This window comes from Pedobacter sp. KBS0701 (genome assembly GCF_005938645.2).
GTDB lineage: Bacteria > Bacteroidota > Bacteroidia > Sphingobacteriales > Sphingobacteriaceae > Pedobacter.
On sequence record NZ_CP042171.1, the window covers coordinates 3,385,601 to 3,404,006 of the forward strand.

General features: G+C 36.6%; 19 protein-coding genes and 1 tRNA gene. 8 read left to right on the plus strand and 12 right to left on the minus strand.

Going from position 1 to position 18,406, the window contains the following annotated elements:
• Positions 1-129 precede the first annotated feature (129 nt).
• Positions 130-1,515 (minus strand): phosphoglucosamine mutase, encoded by a 1,386-nt coding sequence (gene glmM, locus FFJ24_RS13675; protein ID WP_138822015.1) that lies wholly within the window; start codon positions 1,513-1,515, stop codon positions 130-132.
• 371 nt (positions 1,516-1,886) lie between these two features.
• Between glmM and FFJ24_RS13680 the strand changes: the two genes are divergently transcribed.
• From FFJ24_RS13680 to FFJ24_RS13695, 4 genes are all read left to right on the plus strand, one after another.
• Positions 1,887-2,618 (plus strand): bifunctional 2-polyprenyl-6-hydroxyphenol methylase/3-demethylubiquinol 3-O-methyltransferase UbiG, encoded by a 732-nt coding sequence (locus tag FFJ24_RS13680; protein WP_138822016.1) that lies wholly within the window; start codon positions 1,887-1,889, stop codon positions 2,616-2,618.
• On the plus strand, positions 2,615-3,178 hold the full coding sequence (locus FFJ24_RS13685; protein WP_138822017.1) for a phosphatase PAP2 family protein: 564 nt from the start codon (positions 2,615-2,617) through the stop codon (positions 3,176-3,178). Before FFJ24_RS13680 ends, FFJ24_RS13685 begins: the two co-directional genes overlap by 4 nt.
• A gap of 3 nt (positions 3,179-3,181) precedes the next feature.
• Positions 3,182-3,898 (plus strand): ZIP family metal transporter, encoded by a 717-nt coding sequence (locus FFJ24_RS13690; RefSeq protein ID WP_138822018.1) that lies wholly within the window; start codon positions 3,182-3,184, stop codon positions 3,896-3,898.
• Positions 3,899-4,067: 169 nt separating this feature from the next.
• Positions 4,068-4,670: a Uma2 family endonuclease gene (locus FFJ24_RS13695; RefSeq protein WP_138822019.1), complete on the plus strand. Its 603-nt coding sequence runs from the start codon at positions 4,068-4,070 to the stop codon at positions 4,668-4,670.
• A gap of 82 nt (positions 4,671-4,752) precedes the next feature.
• Here FFJ24_RS13695 and FFJ24_RS26130 read toward each other — a convergent pair whose 3' ends face one another.
• From FFJ24_RS26130 to FFJ24_RS13730, 8 genes are all read right to left on the minus strand, one after another.
• On the minus strand, positions 4,753-4,899 hold the full coding sequence (locus FFJ24_RS26130) for a DUF5522 domain-containing protein (RefSeq protein ID WP_168202477.1): 147 nt from the start codon (positions 4,897-4,899) through the stop codon (positions 4,753-4,755).
• Between the two features lie 127 nt (positions 4,900-5,026).
• The gene (locus FFJ24_RS13700; protein WP_138822020.1) at positions 5,027-5,971 is read right to left on the minus strand and encodes an exonuclease; all 945 of its coding nucleotides are present in this window, start codon (positions 5,969-5,971) and stop codon (positions 5,027-5,029) included.
• A gap of 43 nt (positions 5,972-6,014) precedes the next feature.
• The gene (gene coaE, locus FFJ24_RS13705) at positions 6,015-6,632 is read right to left on the minus strand and encodes a dephospho-CoA kinase (protein WP_138822021.1); all 618 of its coding nucleotides are present in this window, start codon (positions 6,630-6,632) and stop codon (positions 6,015-6,017) included.
• A complete protein-coding gene (locus FFJ24_RS13710; protein ID WP_246862615.1) occupies positions 6,632-7,579 on the minus strand; it encodes a YbbR-like domain-containing protein in 948 nt (315 codons plus the stop codon). Before FFJ24_RS13710 ends, coaE begins: the two co-directional genes overlap by 1 nt.
• A gap of 122 nt (positions 7,580-7,701) precedes the next feature.
• The gene (gene yajC, locus FFJ24_RS13715; RefSeq protein WP_138822022.1) at positions 7,702-8,025 is read right to left on the minus strand and encodes a preprotein translocase subunit YajC; all 324 of its coding nucleotides are present in this window, start codon (positions 8,023-8,025) and stop codon (positions 7,702-7,704) included.
• A 66-nt stretch (positions 8,026-8,091) separates the two neighbouring features.
• A complete protein-coding gene (locus FFJ24_RS13720) occupies positions 8,092-8,550 on the minus strand; it encodes a DUF1573 domain-containing protein (RefSeq protein WP_138822023.1) in 459 nt (152 codons plus the stop codon).
• A gap of 1 nt (position 8,551) precedes the next feature.
• A complete protein-coding gene (nusB, locus tag FFJ24_RS13725) occupies positions 8,552-9,502 on the minus strand; it encodes a transcription antitermination factor NusB (protein WP_138822024.1) in 951 nt (316 codons plus the stop codon).
• Positions 9,503-9,552: 50 nt separating this feature from the next.
• On the minus strand, positions 9,553-10,641 hold the full coding sequence (locus tag FFJ24_RS13730; protein ID WP_138822025.1) for a Glu/Leu/Phe/Val dehydrogenase: 1,089 nt from the start codon (positions 10,639-10,641) through the stop codon (positions 9,553-9,555).
• 481 nt (positions 10,642-11,122) lie between these two features.
• On the opposite strand from FFJ24_RS13730, the gene FFJ24_RS13735 reads away from it, so the two are divergent.
• Complete coding sequence (locus FFJ24_RS13735) at positions 11,123-12,913, plus strand: ABC transporter ATP-binding protein (protein WP_138822026.1); 1,791 nt, start codon at positions 11,123-11,125, stop codon at positions 12,911-12,913.
• Between the two features lie 79 nt (positions 12,914-12,992).
• Positions 12,993-13,316 carry a DUF3276 family protein gene (locus FFJ24_RS13740; RefSeq protein WP_029275977.1) on the plus strand — a complete coding sequence of 108 codons (324 nt, stop codon included), beginning with the start codon at positions 12,993-12,995 and terminating at the stop codon, positions 13,314-13,316.
• A 71-nt stretch (positions 13,317-13,387) separates the two neighbouring features.
• Here the strand turns inward: FFJ24_RS13740 and FFJ24_RS13745 are convergent, their stop codons facing one another.
• On the minus strand, positions 13,388-13,852 hold the full coding sequence (locus FFJ24_RS13745) for a hypothetical protein (protein ID WP_138822027.1): 465 nt from the start codon (positions 13,850-13,852) through the stop codon (positions 13,388-13,390).
• A gap of 278 nt (positions 13,853-14,130) precedes the next feature.
• On the opposite strand from FFJ24_RS13745, the gene ychF reads away from it, so the two are divergent.
• Entirely contained in the window at positions 14,131-15,231 is a 1,101-nt protein-coding gene (gene ychF, locus FFJ24_RS13750) for a redox-regulated ATPase YchF (RefSeq protein WP_090499941.1), read from the plus strand.
• 584 nt (positions 15,232-15,815) lie between these two features.
• On the opposite strand, the gene FFJ24_RS13755 is transcribed toward ychF, so the two are convergent.
• Both FFJ24_RS13755 and mgtE read right to left on the minus strand, forming a co-directional pair.
• A complete protein-coding gene (locus FFJ24_RS13755; protein ID WP_138822028.1) occupies positions 15,816-16,430 on the minus strand; it encodes an HAD hydrolase-like protein in 615 nt (204 codons plus the stop codon).
• Positions 16,431-16,439: 9 nt separating this feature from the next.
• Positions 16,440-17,816: a magnesium transporter gene (gene mgtE / locus FFJ24_RS13760; protein WP_138822029.1), complete on the minus strand. Its 1,377-nt coding sequence runs from the start codon at positions 17,814-17,816 to the stop codon at positions 16,440-16,442.
• A gap of 292 nt (positions 17,817-18,108) precedes the next feature.
• Here mgtE and FFJ24_RS13765 point away from each other — a divergent pair.
• Positions 18,109-18,180 (plus strand) — tRNA-Arg (locus FFJ24_RS13765).
• Positions 18,181-18,406: the final 226 nt, after the last annotated feature.

Genomic DNA, 18,406 nt, shown 5'->3' on the forward strand with positions numbered 1-18,406 from the left:
TATGAATATTTAAAAGTTATGTGTTGCAAAGATGCCTTGTTAATGGCAAACTCTGATTTAAATGCCCAAGGTTTAATCGTTTTATTAAACCCCTGAACAGGTATGCTTAATCCTAAAATGCTTTAAAGCTTAAAGGTGTAATATTTCTTTAATGTCAGAAATAATTTTGTTAGCCAAATTCTCGGCAATGGTTTCATTTTCTGCCTCACTATAAATCCTGATGATCGGTTCTGTATTAGAGCGGCGCAAATGTACCCAGGTTTTATCAAATTCTATCTTCAAACCATCAATTGTGCTGTAGGGCTGATTTTTATATTTCTCTTCTACCTGTTTCAATAAATTATCGATATCCATTTCTGGCGTAAGGGTAATCTTATTTTTAGAGATGTGGTATTGAGGATAACTGGCCCGAAGTAGAGAAATAGATTTACCAAACTTAGCCAAATGTGTTAAAAATAAGGCAATACCCACCAAAGCATCTCTACCATAATGCGATTCAGGATAAATGATTCCACCATTACCTTCACCACCGATTATGGCATTCGTTTCTTTCATTTTGTTAACTACGTTTACCTCACCTACTGCCGATGCATTGTATTCAGCACCTGCTTTTTCGGTTACATCGCGTAAAGCACGGGTTGATGACAGATTAGAAACCGTGTTTCCAGGCGTATTTTTCAATACATAATCGGCAACAGCAACTAAGGTATATTCTTCGCCAAACATGCTGCCATCTTCGTTTACAAAACATAAACGGTCAACATCAGGGTCTACTACAATACCTAAATTTGCGTTCTGTTTCTGAACTTCTTTCGATATTTCAGTTAAGTTTTCAGGAAGTGGTTCAGGATTGTGTGGAAAATATCCGTCTGGTGTACAATATAATTCTACTACCTTATTCACTCCCAAAGCTTTTAATAAAGCAGGAATAAAAATACCGCCGGTTGAATTTACACAATCGATTACTATTTTAAAATCAGCTTTTTTAATTGCCTCAACATCAACCAATGGTAAGGCTAAAACTTTATCGATGTGTTTTTGAAGATAAGTATCGTTTTTTATTACTTTACCTAGTTTATCTACCTCTGCGAAGTCAAAATCAGCACTTTCGGCTAAATCTAAAACTTCCTTGCCATCTGCATCGCTAATAAATTCTCCACTGGCGTTTAATAATTTTAAGGCATTCCACTGCTTTGGGTTATGACTTGCGGTTAAAATAATTCCACCTCCTGCTTTTTCATCAGGCACCGCAACTTCTACCGTTGGCGTAGTAGATAAGCCTAAATCGATTACCTCAATACCCAGGCCTTGTAACGTTCCGATAACCAGGTTATTCACCATCTCCCCCGAAATACGCGCATCACGACCTAAAACTATCCTTTTACTGCCTGTTTTTTGCACCACCCAGCTACCAAAGGCAGCTGTAAATTTCACAATATCAAATGGGGTTAAGCCGTCGCCAGCCCTTCCGCCTATGGTTCCGCGTATTCCTGAAATTGATTTTATTAAAGTCACTTTTTATAATTTATTTGAGGTCAAAAATAACAAAAAAAACAAGACAGCCGTTATTTAAACCTACCTGTGAAAGTTAATTTACATTGTTTTTATATCTACATGTACGATCAATATTATAGAACTGGGCCAGGCGAAGAAAACAAACGTGTGTTTGATTTAAATGTTCAATTGAATTTTTATGGCGAATATTCTCAGGGTCTTAAATAAGGTTTACAGACAAATCCATAGCCATGAATTACAAGTTGATTACATTCAATAAATAATCAGCACCTCATATTTATGCAACTTTATTGCATAAAAGTATATTCTAACTTTACTAGCGATTGTAAAACCTTATATTTGCAACTTTTTAAGATACAAACGGCTTTTATATGCAGCGCAAGTGGTTTCAATATTGGTTCAATTCGCCATATTATCATATTCTTTACCAACAACGAAATGATGCTGAAGCCGAATTCTTCATTGATAAACTCACGGATTACCTTCATCCAAAAGCCGAAGCGAAAATGCTTGATATTGCCTGCGGAAAAGGCCGTCACTCCATTTACCTGAACAAAAAAGGTTTTGATGTTACTGGAATAGATTTATCAGAACAAAGCATAAAGTACGCAAAACAATTCGAAAACGGTAAATTACACTTCCTTGTTCACGATATGCGAAGGCTTTTTTACATCAATTATTTTGATGTGGCTTTAAACCTTTTTACCAGTTTTGGTTATTTTGATACAGAAAAAGACCACGTAAATGCGCTTAAAACTTTTCGCAAGTGTTTAACCGCCGATGGGATTTTGGTGCTGGATTATTTTAACACCGAAAAAATTATACGCAACTTAAATTCGTGTGAAGTAAAATCGCTCGATGGCATCACCTTTAACATCACCAAAAATGTTGTTGATGGAAAAATTATCAAAAAGATAAATTTTGAAGACCAACATAAGGTATATAATTTCGAAGAACGGGTGCAGGCGTTTAGTTTCGGAGATTTCGAACGTATGCTTACCAAAGCAGGAATGCGTATCGAAAAAACCTTTGGAAACTATAGTTTAGATGGCTTTGACCAATCTACTTCTGACCGCTTAATTTTAATCTGTAAAAAAGCATGATAGAAAGCATTCAGCAATTTGACATAGAATTGTTTTTGAAAATCCACCGCGGACTTTCAAACGGCTTTTTTGATTGGCTGATGCCGCTAATACGAAACCGCTTCTTTTGGTCGCCACTTTACCTTTTTATTGTTGTTTTTTGCATCAGGCAATATAAAAAGCAAGGTTATTATATCATTGGTATGATAGTGTTCACCTTTGCTATGGGCGATTTAATTGCCTCAAGGGTTGTAAAACCCTGGGTATCGCGTGTGAGGCCTTGCAATGATTTAAGTTTGGCGAACGATATTATCCATCGTGTACCCTGTGGAAGTGGTTTAAGTTTTCCATCGGCGCACGCTACCAATCATTTTGCTATAGCTGTTTTTTTAATCTGCATTTTTTACAGCAGATGGAAACCTATTTTACCCATCGGCCTCTTTTGGGCGTTTATTATCAGTTTTGCACAGGTATATGTTGGCGTTCATTACCCTGTAGATGTAACAACCGGCGCCTTGTTAGGGATGACAATAGGCATTATCTGTTCGAGAATATTTAAAAAATTACAACCTGATTTTTAACCTATGGAAATCTGGAAACTCTGCGTACTCTTTTTCTGTGCCTTTTTAGGCGGAACGGCTATCTTTTTGGTTAAAAGTGATAAATCTAAATTACTTAAACTGATTTTATCTTTCAGTGGAGCCTATTTATTTGCTATTACGGTTTTACATTTAATTCCAGATGCCTATAGCGGGCCCGACAAATTGCAGATAGGCATTTTTATCCTGATCGGTTTCTTATTACAGATTTTCTTAGAGCAGTTTTCAGAAGGTGTAGAACATGGGCATATCCACAAACATCATGATGGGCATGTTTTCCCATTTGGTATTATGATCAGTTTGTGTTTGCATGCTTTTTTAGAAGGGATGCCCCTGGCCAAAGAGCAACATAATGAATTGATTTTTGGTATTTCGCTACACCACATCCCTGCAGCGTTTGCATTAGCGAGTATATTAATGCAAAACCATTATAAGAAAGGTAGCATTGTATTTTACCTGATTGTTTTTGCGATTATGGCACCCCTTGGTTTTTATGTAAGCGTTGGTTTAAGTAACGGCACCATTGGCGGCCTTGATGCCTATTTCAATAAAATTATGGGCATTGTAATTGGTATTTTCTTACACATTTCTACCACCATCTTATTCGAATCGAGTGCCGATCATAAAATCAATACCCGCAAAATGATTGCCGTTTTATTGGGCATTAGTGTAGCATTGATTGGTTTCTTTGCCGGACACTAGTTCAGTTGGCATTTGGCAGTTGGTAATTGCCAGTTTTCAGTTGACAGTTCCCAACTAAGCAACTTGCCGATTAACCATTTCATTTTCAAGCAATTAACCCGATAGCCGTTTTAAACGTTTAATCGTTTATACATTTGACCTTTTCAAAAAAACATCTGTAAATTCGTATATGGATGAGATTGTAAATGAACCTGTTGTAGCCTATCAAAAAAGGCATTATACCATTGAAGAATACCTGGAGATGGAAAAAGAAGCGACAGTTAAACATGAATATTACCAAGGTGAGATTTTTACGATGTCGGGGGCTGGAGATAATCATAACTGGCTTTTTTCTAATGTTTTTTTAGCAATTGGAGGTCAGTTAAAAGGAAAGTCATGTCACATTTTTGGAAGTGATAAGCGGATGAACATTCCGGAGAATAGCTTATTCACCTATCCGGATATCTCTATTTACTGTAACGATATAAAACATATTGATATTGATGAAGACACCTCAATTTTACCAACAGTAATCATTGAGATCCTTTCGCCTTCGACAAAAAACTATGATAGGGGCAAAAAATTTACACTTTATAAAGATATTCCTTCGTTAAAAGAATACATCATGATCGATTCAGAATCGGTTTGGGTAGAGGCTTATTATATTGATGATGAAAATAACTGGAAACTTAACGAGCACAAGGAGATTTCTGATACCCTAACCTTAATTTCGATGGGTTTTGAAGTGGCTTTAAGCGATATTTATGATCACGTTCGCTTTAATAAAAAGTAATATCCAAATCTGACTTTTGGTTCAAAGCTAAACACTATTGCGATTACAAACACTAAATTGAGAACTGTTAATTGCTACTGGATCACTTCTTTGCTTTCTTCTTTCCATAACCCCAAGGACAGTGTTTACACTTATTTTTACAGCAATTACCACGTTTTAAATGGTAGGTTTCGGTAAAGACCATCAGTCCATCTTCGTTAAAGTAAAAATCTTCGCCTTCTTTTAGCATAATTATTGAATGACAGCATCTTGAATGAGTGTATTATAATGATTGAATATCAAATGAGGCAATGTTTTTAACAGTTTTCTTTATTGCCTCATTCAATCAGTCTCTAACTCTATCATTCAATCATTTTTTAACCATTGAGTATTTTGACTTCCAGTTTATTTTTAAAATAATCTTTAAGCTGTTTACCATCTCCGTGCAGCGTCCATACCTGTTTGGGCTTAACTTTTTCTATGGTTTCTAAAATTGCATCCCAATCGGCATGATCAGAAATATAAAGTGAAATCCCGTTTTGTTGCTGCAGGTTTTTCCATCCGGAGGCAAAGGCACGTACTACATTAATTGCCTTATGGTAACTGTGAAAAACCATCGGCGGCACAATATAAACCTGATGTTCCTGATTATTTTTCATCACCTTTCTATCGTACATTTTGTAATTCCCTACTTTTATGCCATAGTCTTCATAGATTTTAACAAATGGCATAATACTGTGATGAACCATAACATTTTTCGTGGGGCAATGCTCGTTGAGCAATTGTATTATCCGCTGGCTTTTGCCCAATGCATAAGAACCAAGCATAATATTCGCACTGGTTTCATTTAGCTTTTTAATTTCATCTACTGGTGAAGGATGTTTGGTTTCCGGATTAGCAAATGTACTCTCTGTAATTAAAACGTCTGCTTCTACAAATTCAAAAGGCTCGCAGGTATTGTCCGGTTCAATCTTATAATCACCTGTATAAAGATACTTTACCCCCTTATATTCCATTAAAACCTGTGCAGAACCCAAAATATGTCCGGCAGAATAAAAAGTAACGGTAACTTCTTTTATTTTGAAGGATTCATGATAACTTTTGGTAAAAAAATCAACCGCGGCAAATTTGCGGTAACGGTGTTTCATAAAAGTTGCAGTAGCAGCCGTACAGTAAACATGCTGGCTTCCACCAATGGCATGATCACCATGTGCATGTGAAATCACCGCTTCATTTACCGGTTGTTGTGGATCTAGGTAAAAATCGCCGTAAGCACAGTATAAACCCGTTGGCGTAATGGCAATGAAGTCTTCTAAAATCATTTATAAAGGTGAATAGAATTTAAGGATGAATGATTTAAGTTAATTAAGCCCTGGTATTCTTAAATTCTTTGGCTGACTTCAGAAATTCCTGGTGTAAAGCTAAAACCTGCTCAATGATAGACTGTTGCTCATCGTTAACAATAAAATGACCGGCCATTTTTGCCTTTTCTTCATCGCTAAGCTGTTTATCCATGCGGGCCTTCACTTGCTCTTCATTAACCCCATCACGCTGTATTAAACGTTTTAATTTAACTTCGTAAGGGGCGGTAACCAAAATTGTGGTATTGCAAAGTTTATAAGAACCGCTTTCGAACAGTATTGCTGCTTCTTTTAGGGTATAAGGTACTGTTGAAGGAATTGTTGATTCCCAGGCATCAAAAGCCCTGAAAACGGCCGGATGTACCAAAGCATTCAATTGTGCGAGTGCCTGCTCATTATTAAATACAATGCCTGCAATGTGTTTATTGTTTAGTTTTCCATCTTCAAAATAGCTTTCATTACCAAAAGCAGCTTTAACACCTTCTATTAATAAAGTATCCTGAGTCATGATTTCTTTAGCCACGGTATCGGCATAAAAAACAGGGATTCCCAATACTTCAAACACCTTGCAAGCCGTTGTTTTACCACTGCCTATACCACCTGTTATACCTACTTTATACATTATTTTTCTACAATAAAATCTATTTTGGAAGGGCTTACGCTCACCAGTTTGCAATAATCCGGAAATTCGGTTATCTTGACCGTAAAGCGGCGATGTCCTAAATTTTGCCATTCATCAACATCAATAGTTGCGGTTATAAAACTTTCATCAACCTGATCATAATTGCTCAAAGCTACTAAAAAGGTAACTTTAACTTTTTTAGGATAAAGTTTAATGCTGTTATAGCTTCGATTATTGATAATTTTTAAAGGTACCTCAATGGTTTTTTCAGTAAATTCGTCTACAGGAACTTTTACCTCTACAGAGGATGGATAGATGCTAACATTTTTGTGAATACTGTGCTGTAAAGCTACCCTTGTTGTGCTGCTGCTCTGTATTTTATCTTGCTTTAGCGTATCGGTTGGCCAAAATTTTATTTTTGAAAGTTCTTCCAGCGGGCCAGCCACCTTAACATATTTTGGGTTAAGAATAATTTCGCTAGAAATGCCATATTGTTTTTCGAAACTTAGTTTATCAATCAGTTTTACCGGAACTTTTTTCACTACACGTTTAGTAAAATCGAAATAAAGGGTATCAGGCTTAACTGAAATTACTTTTTGTGTACTTTCTAACTGCCTGTTGATATTAAAAAGCTGATCGGAGAAAATGATAAAATCTTTGGTATTCAGCTGACTCAGACTAACAGAAACTGAAGGCGGACTGATCCTTAAACGGGCGAACAGTAGCTGCCATCCTGTTCCTTCTACCTGTAAATCTATCGTATCTGATTGCAAGGGATAAAATGCCCTTTTAGTAGGTGCATTTTTAAAAACCAAAACGGTTTTGGCTACATAAACATACTTGTTATTTAATGCCATAAAAAGCCATGCAGCTATGGCCAGCAACAAGCAGGCCAATAAGCTAAATACACGTCTTTTTTCAATCTTCGTTAACCTGATGAAGGGCATAATAAATTACATATTAGCTGTAAGCTGGAAAAACACTATTCAAAATGCATTTAAATCAAATGTAGTAAAACAAAAACAGTCCCGAAAGTTTTCGGGACTGCTCAAATTTTAATTATTTTTAATTAAGCTTTAGATGCAGCAGGAGTTACTGTTGCTTTTGTTGCATCTAAAGAAACTGCCGATTTATCGAAACGGATTTTTACACCACCTTCTACCTCGATCAAAAAAGTTGTCTCATTCATGTCGGCAATACGGCCGTGAATACCTGCTGTAGTTACAATTTTATCACCTTTTTTTAGTTCACTGATTAACTTTTTATGGTCTTTAGCTTTTTTAAGCTGAGGACGGATCATAAAAAAGTAGAATACCAGTGCAATCGCTCCAAACATGATTAATTGTCTTGGATCAAATCCTCCTGCTGCCTGTAAAATTACTGTTGATGTCATTTTTATTTTTTTTGTTTTTTATGAATTTTGATCCTTATGGATGATGCCATAAACAATTGAACCAATTTATTTTTTAGCAAGTACCTCTCCTATCAAATGAACAGTGATTACCGTTGGGTTTGCATTTGATGTTACGGTTACTACCTTATCTTGCATACCCATTTTGCCTTCGCTATTGAAAACTACACTAATTATACCTTCTTTACCTGGCAAAATAGGCTCGCCTGGTACCTGCGGAATAGTACAGCCACAAGTTGCCGTTGCATTTGAAACGATGAGTGGACTTTTACCTGTATTTTTAAATTTGAAATCGTGCTTAACTTTTTCACCTTGTGTTATTTTACCAAAATCGAAAATATCGCGTTCGAAAACGATAACAGGTGCATCTGCCGGAGCAACTTTAGCCGTTTTTGACGTATCGTTGCCAACTGAAACAGCTGAAGAAGCTTCGCTTGTTTGATTATTTGCATTACGACATGCTACAAATGAAAGTGCAGCAATAGCCAGAATAAATGTTCTTTTCATTTTAATCTTCGATTAATCCGCGGCCAATCTTTTTAATGGTATTATTTTTCTTAAGATCACCTAAAATTTTGTCTAAAATACCGTTAATAAACGAATTACTCTTCGGTGTACTGTAATCTTTTGATAACTCTAAATATTCGTTAATGGTTACTTTAACCGGAATAGATGGGAAATTTAGGAGCTCGCAAATGGCCATTTTCATCAAAATTGTATCCATTAATGCAATACGTTCTGATTCCCAGTTTTTAGTTCTATCGGCAATCATTTCCTGATATTTTGCATCGTTCTGCAAAGTATGTACAAAGAGATCCTGAACAAATTTGCTGTCTTCAACCCAATCGGCACTAATTTCGGTCAACTTATTTTTGAAAGGATCTTCGGATGTAAAGTTTTTCAAGGTTTTGGCAACCATACCTTTCATCACTTCGTGATCTACCTGCCAGTTGATAAATTTCTCTTCGAAAACCTGAATAATGGCCTGATTTTTTAAGATGATTTTACGGAAAATGTATTTTATGATATCTTTTGATGACTCTAAACTTTCGTTCGGATCGGCAAGATAATCGGCATATTCTTTTGATGCTTTTAAAGAATTGTAAACGGTTTTACGGATTTCCGGGTCGAAACCCCAATCAACCTTGTATTTTTTAATTGCAGAAACATACTCTGGATTTTGCTGCATTAAAACGCTAAACTTATTGTTTAGCAATTTCATGTTAGGATTAATATCCTCTGCTGTTTTAATAAACTTATTTGCGCGCTCCGCGGCGTCGTTAGCAGTAAATTCGGTAACTTCTACCATTAAAGATAACATCCAGATGTACATTTCGTACACGCTATCGATGCTCTGCATTAAAGTTTTTAAATCACCTTTAATGTCTTTTTTGTCTGCCATGTGCCATGCAAAAATATTTTGCAAAGCTTTGATTCTTAAGTGCCTTCTGTTTAACATGAATGTAAGAACGAGTGTGGTTTTTTAAAACCTGTTTTAATAATTATGATTTAATATGACGATTTAATTTTTTTAATATCTGCAATACGTTTCTCGGCAATGCGATTGGCAGCAATATTTGTTGATATATTTTCGGTTTTACTTAATTTAATTACACTGCGTGTAGCATCGTAAATATTATCTGTAAGCTGTACAGTACGTTTTTTACCAAAACCAGTTAACTCCGAATAGCAGGAAATTAATCCGCCTGCATTAATCAGGTAATCAGGTGCGAATAAAATCCCTTTCTTCAAAAGCAATTCGCTATCTAAAACCTCATCTTTTAACTGGTTGTTTGCTGACCCTGCAATAATTGCAAATTTCATTTTTTCGATGGTTTTGTTGTTAACTGTAGCACCCATTGCACACGGGGCATAAACATCGGCATCAGTTGTAAAAATCTTATCGGCTTCGATCGGTTTCGCTTTATATTTACGGGCAACATAAGTTAATTGTTCCTGATTAATATCGCTGATCAAAACTTCGGCGTTTTCTTTTCTTAACAGGGCAACCAGGTGCTCACCAACATTTCCGATACCTTGTACTACAATGGTTCTCCCTGCAAGCATATCTGTACCGAATACCTCTTTAACACTGGCTTTAATGCCTAAATAAACACCTTGAGCAGTAAAAGGAGCCGGATTACCCGCACCGCCTATTGATTCAGGAACACCGGTAACATAATTGGTTTCCATACGGATATATTCCATATCGCGTGTATTGGTACCCATTTCTTCTGCGGTAATAAATTCGCCATTTAGATTTTTAATAAACCTGCCATAGCTACGCATTAAAGTTTCTGTTTTGTCTTTTCTGGAATCGCCTATAATTACGCCTTTTCCACCGCCCAGATTTAATCCTGTTATCGCTGCTTTGTAAGTCATTCCGCGCGATAATCGCAGCGCATCTTCTAATGCTTCGCCTTCGGTGCTATAACTCCACATGCGCGTCCCGCCTAAAGCAGGACCCAATGTGGTATCGTGTATAGCAATAATTGCTTTTAAACCTGTATCTGGATCATTACAAAAAACCAATTTCTTGTGTCCATAGACACTTAACTGATCTAAAATTGATGAATCTGACGGAGAATTTGCTGGCATATTGAACGTTCGGCTAACCTGCTGCAAAATTAAAATAAAAAACCATTATTACATCTATTTAACGAAACTATAACAAAATTAATTCGGACGGGATTAAATAAACAAAGTTATTAGTTTGATAAAATTATTATTTTGGATATAACCAAGGTCTTGGGCCCTTATTAATTGATATAATCTTCTTTGTAGAAAATATACTCTATCTGATCTTAAGAATCACAGGCTTATGTTAAATAAACCTGATATAGCGGAAAGCCCACAGCGTAGCGAGGACTTGAAGCGATAGCAGGGCCGGTATGGCCAAAAAGCACCGAACCTTGCTTTTCAAAATAATCATTGACCACCTGAGAACAGCTTAATTACCTTACATCTTCCATCCTACATCTTCCCTTTTACATTTGAAAGTGTCATTAATTTTTAAAGCTTAGGCCCGAATAGATAAATATGTGTTATGAAATAACAAAATTAGCTAAGTTTGTATGGAATGAAACATTTAAGCCGATTAAACAAATACTTTCTTAAGTATAAATGGTGGATTATACCCGGAAGTATTTTCGTGGTGATTTCTAATATTTTTGGTGTAGTGCCTGCACAGGTAATTGGCTATGCAGTTGATTTGATTAATGAAAACATTCAGATATTTAATCTATTTTATAGTTTCGATAGGCAGGCCATAATTTACGACATATTTAGCAGTAACCTTTTATTTTTTGGGTTGCTGGTTATTGCACTTTATTTATTACGCGGGCTGTTTCTGTTTTTTATGCGCCAAACCATTATTTTAATGTCGCGGCACATAGAGTTTGATATGAAAAACGATATCTACCAACATTATCAGAAGTTGAGCCTGGGTTTTTACCGCAGAAATAATACTGGCGATTTAATGAACCGGGCTACCGAAGATGTTAATCGGGTAAGAATGTATGTTGGTCCGGCGATTATGTACACCATTAATACCTTCGTTTTATCGGTGCTCATTATCTGGTCGATGTTTGATGTAAATTCGAAACTGGCCATTTATTGCCTGTTACCCCTTCCTTTCCTGGTGGTGATTATCTATTATGTGAATACGCTAATTTTTAAAAAAAGCGGCAAAATACAGGAGCGTTTATCAGATCTTTCCAGCTTTGTACAGGAACGTTTTTCAGGGATCAGAATCATTAAATCTTATGTTCGCGAAGATTATACACGAAACATGTTCGAAATACAGAGCAATGATTATAAAAAAGACTCAATGAGTTTGGTTAAAGTATCGGCTTTGTTTTATCCAACCATGCTTTTATTAATTGGACTGAGTACGATTTTAACCATATATATAGGTGGTATCCAGGTAATGAATGGCAGCATTACTGCAGGGAATATTGCAGAATTTATCATTTATATTAACCAGTTAACTTTTCCGGTAACTATGCTGGGCTGGGTCACTTCTTTAATCCAGCGGGCTGCTGCATCACAAAAAAGGATAAATGAGTTTTTAGATATTCCATCCGACATTCAATCGAAAGAAACTGCAGAAATTGAGCTAAAAGGTAATATCAAATTCGATAACGTGAGTTTTATTTATCCGGATACGGGCATTGAGGCCTTGAAAGATGTGAGTTTTGAGATCAATAGCGGAGAATTTGTAGCCATCATCGGCAAAACAGGTTCAGGAAAATCGACATTGGCAAATCTGATTATGAGGATGTATGACGTAGAAAATGGCATAATAGACATCGATGGAAAGAATATTAAAGCACTAAATCTTAAAGATTACCGTAACCAGATTGGCTTTGTACCACAAGAAGTTTTCCTCTTTTCGGATACCATAAAAAACAATATAGCCTTTGGTTTGGATACTGTTACTGATGAAGAAGTGCATACAGCAGCAAAAAATGCCTCGGTTTATACCAATATTATCGACTTCGAAGAAAAATTCGAAACGATGCTTGGTGAACGGGGAATAACCCTGTCCGGAGGACAAAAACAACGTGTTTCAATTGCAAGAGCATTGATTAAATCGCCTAAAATTTTAGTCTTCGACGATTGCCTTTCGGCAGTTGATACTAAAACAGAGGAGGAAATACTGCAAAACCTTGGTAAAATTATGGCCGGAAAAACCAGTATTTTAATTGCTCACAGGATTTCAACCATAAAAAACGCAGATAAGATTTTAGTACTTGATGATGGAAAAATCATCGAACAAGGCACACACAATGAATTACTTAAGCTAAATGGGAGTTATAAGGAACTTTATAATAACCAACTTTTGGAGGAGGAAACGCGTACGATTTAAATTGTATTAAAATTGTATTTTGAACTTTAAATATTTACTTTATATTTACCGAAACCAAAAACCAACATCAATACCAACCATGGGAGAATTCGACAACAAGGAAAGAGAAGAAGTTTTTTCAAAGAAAGTAAGAGCAGGTAAGAGAACTTATTTCTTCGACGTGAAGGCTACTAGATCGGGTGATTATTATTTAACAGTTACCGAGAGCAAGAAAAGATTAGAAGACGGTGTGTTTGTAAAACATAAAATCTTTTTATACAAAGAAGATTTCGAAAAATTTGCAGAAGGACTAAATGAAACGGTTGATTATATCAAAACTCACCAGGATGTGGTTGAAAAACGTTATGAATACTCTGAAAATGGAGAACATAGCACTAAAGCAAGCGACGATTTTACTTTTTAAGTAATTATAATTTCAATAGGAAGCCTCCGGTTTTAAAATCAGGAGGCTTTTTTTTGTGTATAATTTATTGTTTATTTTATACCTACACTACTTACGGCTACAGCAAGAATTAGCAGGAAATAACTCACTAGTAATACAATGGTAAGTATCCCCCAAAATTTAAAAAGTGATTTTACATTCGAAATGGCATCGTTTAAACTTTCCTGATCGCCAAACAGCACGCCTTGTTTGCCCTTAGCTGAAAAACGTAACAATAATAAACTTGGGTAAAAAAAGAGTAAGGCTAGCAACAGGTAAAATATGGTAATCCCCGTGGCCCCGATACCCGCCAATGGTCCTAGTTGATTTAGCATTGCTGGATTTGCCGTTATTGCTGCTCCTATGCCAAATGAACTTAAGGTTAAAAATGCAGAGATAACAAAACCTACAACTGATAAAAACCTTGCCCATTTACTCATATCGTAAAAATAGCTCCGCATTTCTTCGGTAACAACCAATTTTACTTCCTGAGGTACTTCATTTTCAAAATCTTCCATTTATCTCTATCTATTTTGGGCTAAACTTAGATAAAATATAGATTTGATACAATAGTAAGGGTTTAAATAAAGGTTTTAAAAGCTTATCTTTGCGCGGAATTTAAGGCGGAAGGCGGAAGGCGGAAGGCGGAAGGCGGAAGGCGGAAAAGGTAAAATGGTTGATGGTATGATAGATCATGCCAAAATGCATAACTAAGCGTTAAAAATGAAACTCAAGGCTATTGACCATAAACTATGAACCAATGGCCAAAAACTAAAGATATAAAGACTAAAAAATAATGGCATTACAATGTGGTATAGTTGGTTTACCAAATGTGGGAAAATCGACTCTTTTTAATTGTTTATCAAATGCGAAAGCGCAGGCTGCAAACTTTCCCTTTTGTACTATTGAGCCCAATGTTGGCGTAATTACAGTACCTGATGACAGATTAACCAAACTAGCCGAGTTGGTTAAACCAAACAAAGTGCAACCAAACACAATCGAGATTGTTGATATTGCCGGATTGGTAAAAGGTGCATCGAAAGGTGAAGGTCTTGGAAACCAGTTTTTAGGAAACATCCGTGCTACCAATGCTATTATCCATGTTTTACGTTGTTTTGATGACGGAAATGTGATTCATGTGGATGGTTCTGTTGATCCGATCCGCGATCGTGAAATTATTGATACTGAACTGCAGCTTAAAGACCTGGATACCGTTGATAAACGGATTCAAAAAGTTGAAAAGATGGCTAAAACAGGTGGCGATAAGGATGCAAAACGTACCTATGAAATTTTAACGGTAGTTAAATCTCATTTAGAAAGTGGTAAATCAATCCGTACAGCACCATTGGCTCAGGATGATTTCGATTTTATTGAAGATTTAGGTCTACTTACGCAAAAACCTGTAATGTATGTTTGTAATGTTGATGAAGCATCGGTAATTAACGGCAATAAATATGTTGATTTGGTTAGAGCAAACGTTGCTGATGAAAATGCTGAAGTTTTAGTGATCTCTGCCAAAATTGAATCAGAAATTGCTGAACTGGATAGCTACGAAGAGCGTCAGGAGTTTTTAGCTGATTTAGGCTTAACTGAATCGGGTGTAAATAAATTGATTCGCGCAGCTTATAAATTATTAAATCTTTACACCTATTTCACCGCTGGTGTACAAGAAGTTAGAGCCTGGACGATTACGAAAGGTTTTACAGCTCCACAAGCTGCAGGTGTAATCCACACTGATTTCGAAAAAGGATTTATCCGTGCGGAGGTGATCAAATACAATGATTTCGTAACCCTAGGTTCTGAAAACGCGTGTAAAGATGCTGGTAAATTGGGTGTTGAAGGAAAAACCTATGTAGTGGAAGATGGCGACATTATGCACTTCAGGTTTAATGTTTAAGCCCCTAAATCCCCTAAGGGGACTTTTTAAAGCATAGATAGTGTAGAGCCATTCGAAAGAGTGGTTTTTTTTATTGCAGAATTTTTGCCACGGAGACACGAAATCTATTTAGCCAGAGTTGACAACTTTAATAATACAGTTGCACAGAAAGTTGTCAACTCCTCCAATATTATAAGTGATTTTTGTCACGGAAGCTCGGAAAACGCGGAAGATATTACGCTTTAGTCGCGATTGGCTGCGTTACAGGAATTAACTACAGATGCGCACGGATAAACACAGATAATGAAGTGCTGTTTTTTCTTCTTTGTAGCAGTCATTTTGCAATCTAAACCCGATTGACAGTGAAAGCGCCTGATCCTTCATCAGGCCTTGAACAGAAAGCGGGAACAAACTTTAAAAAGAGCTTCTGCCTTTGCTTTTCAAATACAAGGAAATATTTTGATACAGAAAACACAGAAGAATTTTTGTTGCAACGATGATAAGCCGCAAACTCGTCATTCCGAGCGGAGTGCAACGTAGTCGGAAAATCTAAAAGATAGATTTCTCCATTTCGCTGCTCTTCAGTCGAGATGGCGATTTTTCTTCTAAACCACTAATCCGTAAGCAGCTAACTGTGCCCTGGTATCTTCGTAACCGGTATGATGAATACCTTTTAAACCCAAACCTTCAGCAACCTGTACAAATAACATACGGTCATCGATATACAAACTCGTTTCTACATCGCTTTGCGAAATATCAATGGCTACTTTAAAAATATCGGCATCGGGTTTACGGAAATGCACAAAACTTGAAGACACAAAAAAATCTACAAATTCATTCAGTTTAAAGGTATTAATGCGGTATTGGTTTAGCTCTCTTCCTTCGTTGCTGATTACAGCTACCTTCAGGTTATATTTCTTTTTTAAATCGCAAATCAACTGAATCATTTCGGGATAAGGAAGCGATTTTTTGAACATGAATTCCTTAAAATCGTCGTAGGTAAAATTCCGTTCTTCGAAGAAAACAATACGTTCTAAATATTCATCAAGCGTTAATTTACCCACTTCATAGGTATCGAAAGTAAGGTGATGGCGTTCTTCGAGATCAACAGAGTCGAGGTTGAAAAGTACCGAAGCCTCTCCTCTTGCATGCCTATCCCAGCCATTGGTTAATAAAACGCCCCCGATATCGGTAAAAAGTGTGGTAATTTTCTTTTGCATGATTTAAGTTTAAAGTAAAACGCCTTTTAAAATTAATACGGCAACACTGAAATAGATTACAATTCCGGTCACATCAACCATTGTAGCTACAAATGGTGCTGATGAAGTTGCAGGATCGAGTTTCAGTTTTTTCAAAATAATTGGCATCATCGAACCAATTAAACTGCCCCACAACACAATGCCAACCAGGGTAAAAAAGATGGTAGCTGCTATTAAAAACCAATGTGGACCATAATTATAGAGATGTAACTGTTGCCAGGTTACAATTCGGACAAAACCAATGCTACCTAAAATGATGCCCAGCAAAGATCCTGAAATGAGCTCGCGGCGCATTACACGCCACCACTCGGCAATGGTTACCTCGCCTAAAGCCATGGCCTGGATAATTAATGTTGAAGCCTGAGAACCACTGTTTCCACCGCTGCTCATTATCAGTGGAATAAAAAGGGATAACACCACTGCCTTTTCGAGTTCGATTTCGAAGTGCTGCATGGCAGTTGCGGTTAACATTTCGCCTAAAAATAGCACAATTAACCAACCAGCACGTTTTTTAACCAGTTTTAGGATCGGGATATCGAGATAAGGTTCATCCAAAGCTTCGGTACCCCCAATTTTGTGCATATCTTCGGTATATTCTTCATTCGCAATCCACAAAATATCATCTACCGTAACTATACCTAAAAGAATGTTATTCTCATCTACTACAGGTAAAGCCACACGGTTATTCATCCTGAAGATATTGATTGCATCTTCCTGCGGATCGTTTGCCTTTAAGGCAATGAAGCGTTTATCCGTTAATTCACCAATAATAGCTTCAGGATCGGCCAGTAAAACCTCACGAATCCTGATATCATCCAGCAATACCCCATCTTTATTAATGACGTAAACTACATCGATGGTTTCGGAGTTTTTACCATAACGCCTGATGTGCGCTAAAACATGGGTAATAGACCATTCGGGTTTTACAGCGATGTAATCAGGTGTCATTAAACGGCCGATACTATCTTCTTTGTAGCCTAAAAGTGCGAGCGATTCTTTACGTTCTTCGGGCGGTAAAAGGGTGATCATTTTTTTAACCACATCACCTTTTAATTCGCTAAATAGTGCGGTACGATCATCAGGAGGCAGATCTTTGATGATCTGATTGAGTTTATTGCCGGAAAGTTTTTTTATGATACGTTCCTGCGTAGGAAAATCCAGGATCCTGAATACGTTTACTGCCCTGTTAAGGGATATGGTTTCAATAAATTTAGCTGCATATTGTGGGAGTTCATCTATCAGTTCTTCAACATCCGAAATATTCAGCTGATCCAGATATTGCTTTAACGCTTTATCATTCTCTTTTTCAAGTAGTTCCTGAATTTCTTCCACAACCATTTCTTCCATACACAGCTATTTAATTTGTTACATCCTTAAACCTCAATTAACGGTTCGCAAAGGTGCATTTTTATTTCCTAAAAAGCCAACCTAAGCATTTAAAAACCGTGAACCAAACAACCGAATTTAAAAATATGGATGCATAAAGCCAACATGAAGGAATGTTTGGGTAATGATTTAATCATTTTTTAACATAAAAAACATCAGGTTAAGCGGAAGCAGATTTAAGATCGGATTACTGGTTAAAATTTGCTTTTATATTTCGGTGAAATGTATTTGATTTTTCTATATTTGCAGCCTTGCTCCCGTAGTTCAATGGATAGAATTATGGTTTCCGGTACCATCGATATGAGTTCGAATCTCGTCGGGAGCACCGTTCAAACCTTGCCAGTCAGGCTGGCAAGGTTTTTTGTATAAAAAATCAGCCGAAAATATATCTTTAGATGTTTCTGGGAACAAATTAGCGGGTGGTCAGGCCTGCTTGATAATGAACACTATCACAATGGTAAGTGGGGAATGCTGGATTTATTTAACCAGTATATATCAGGACTTAATACTCTCACTGTGCGTTTAAACAAATACCATGTATATAAATTGGA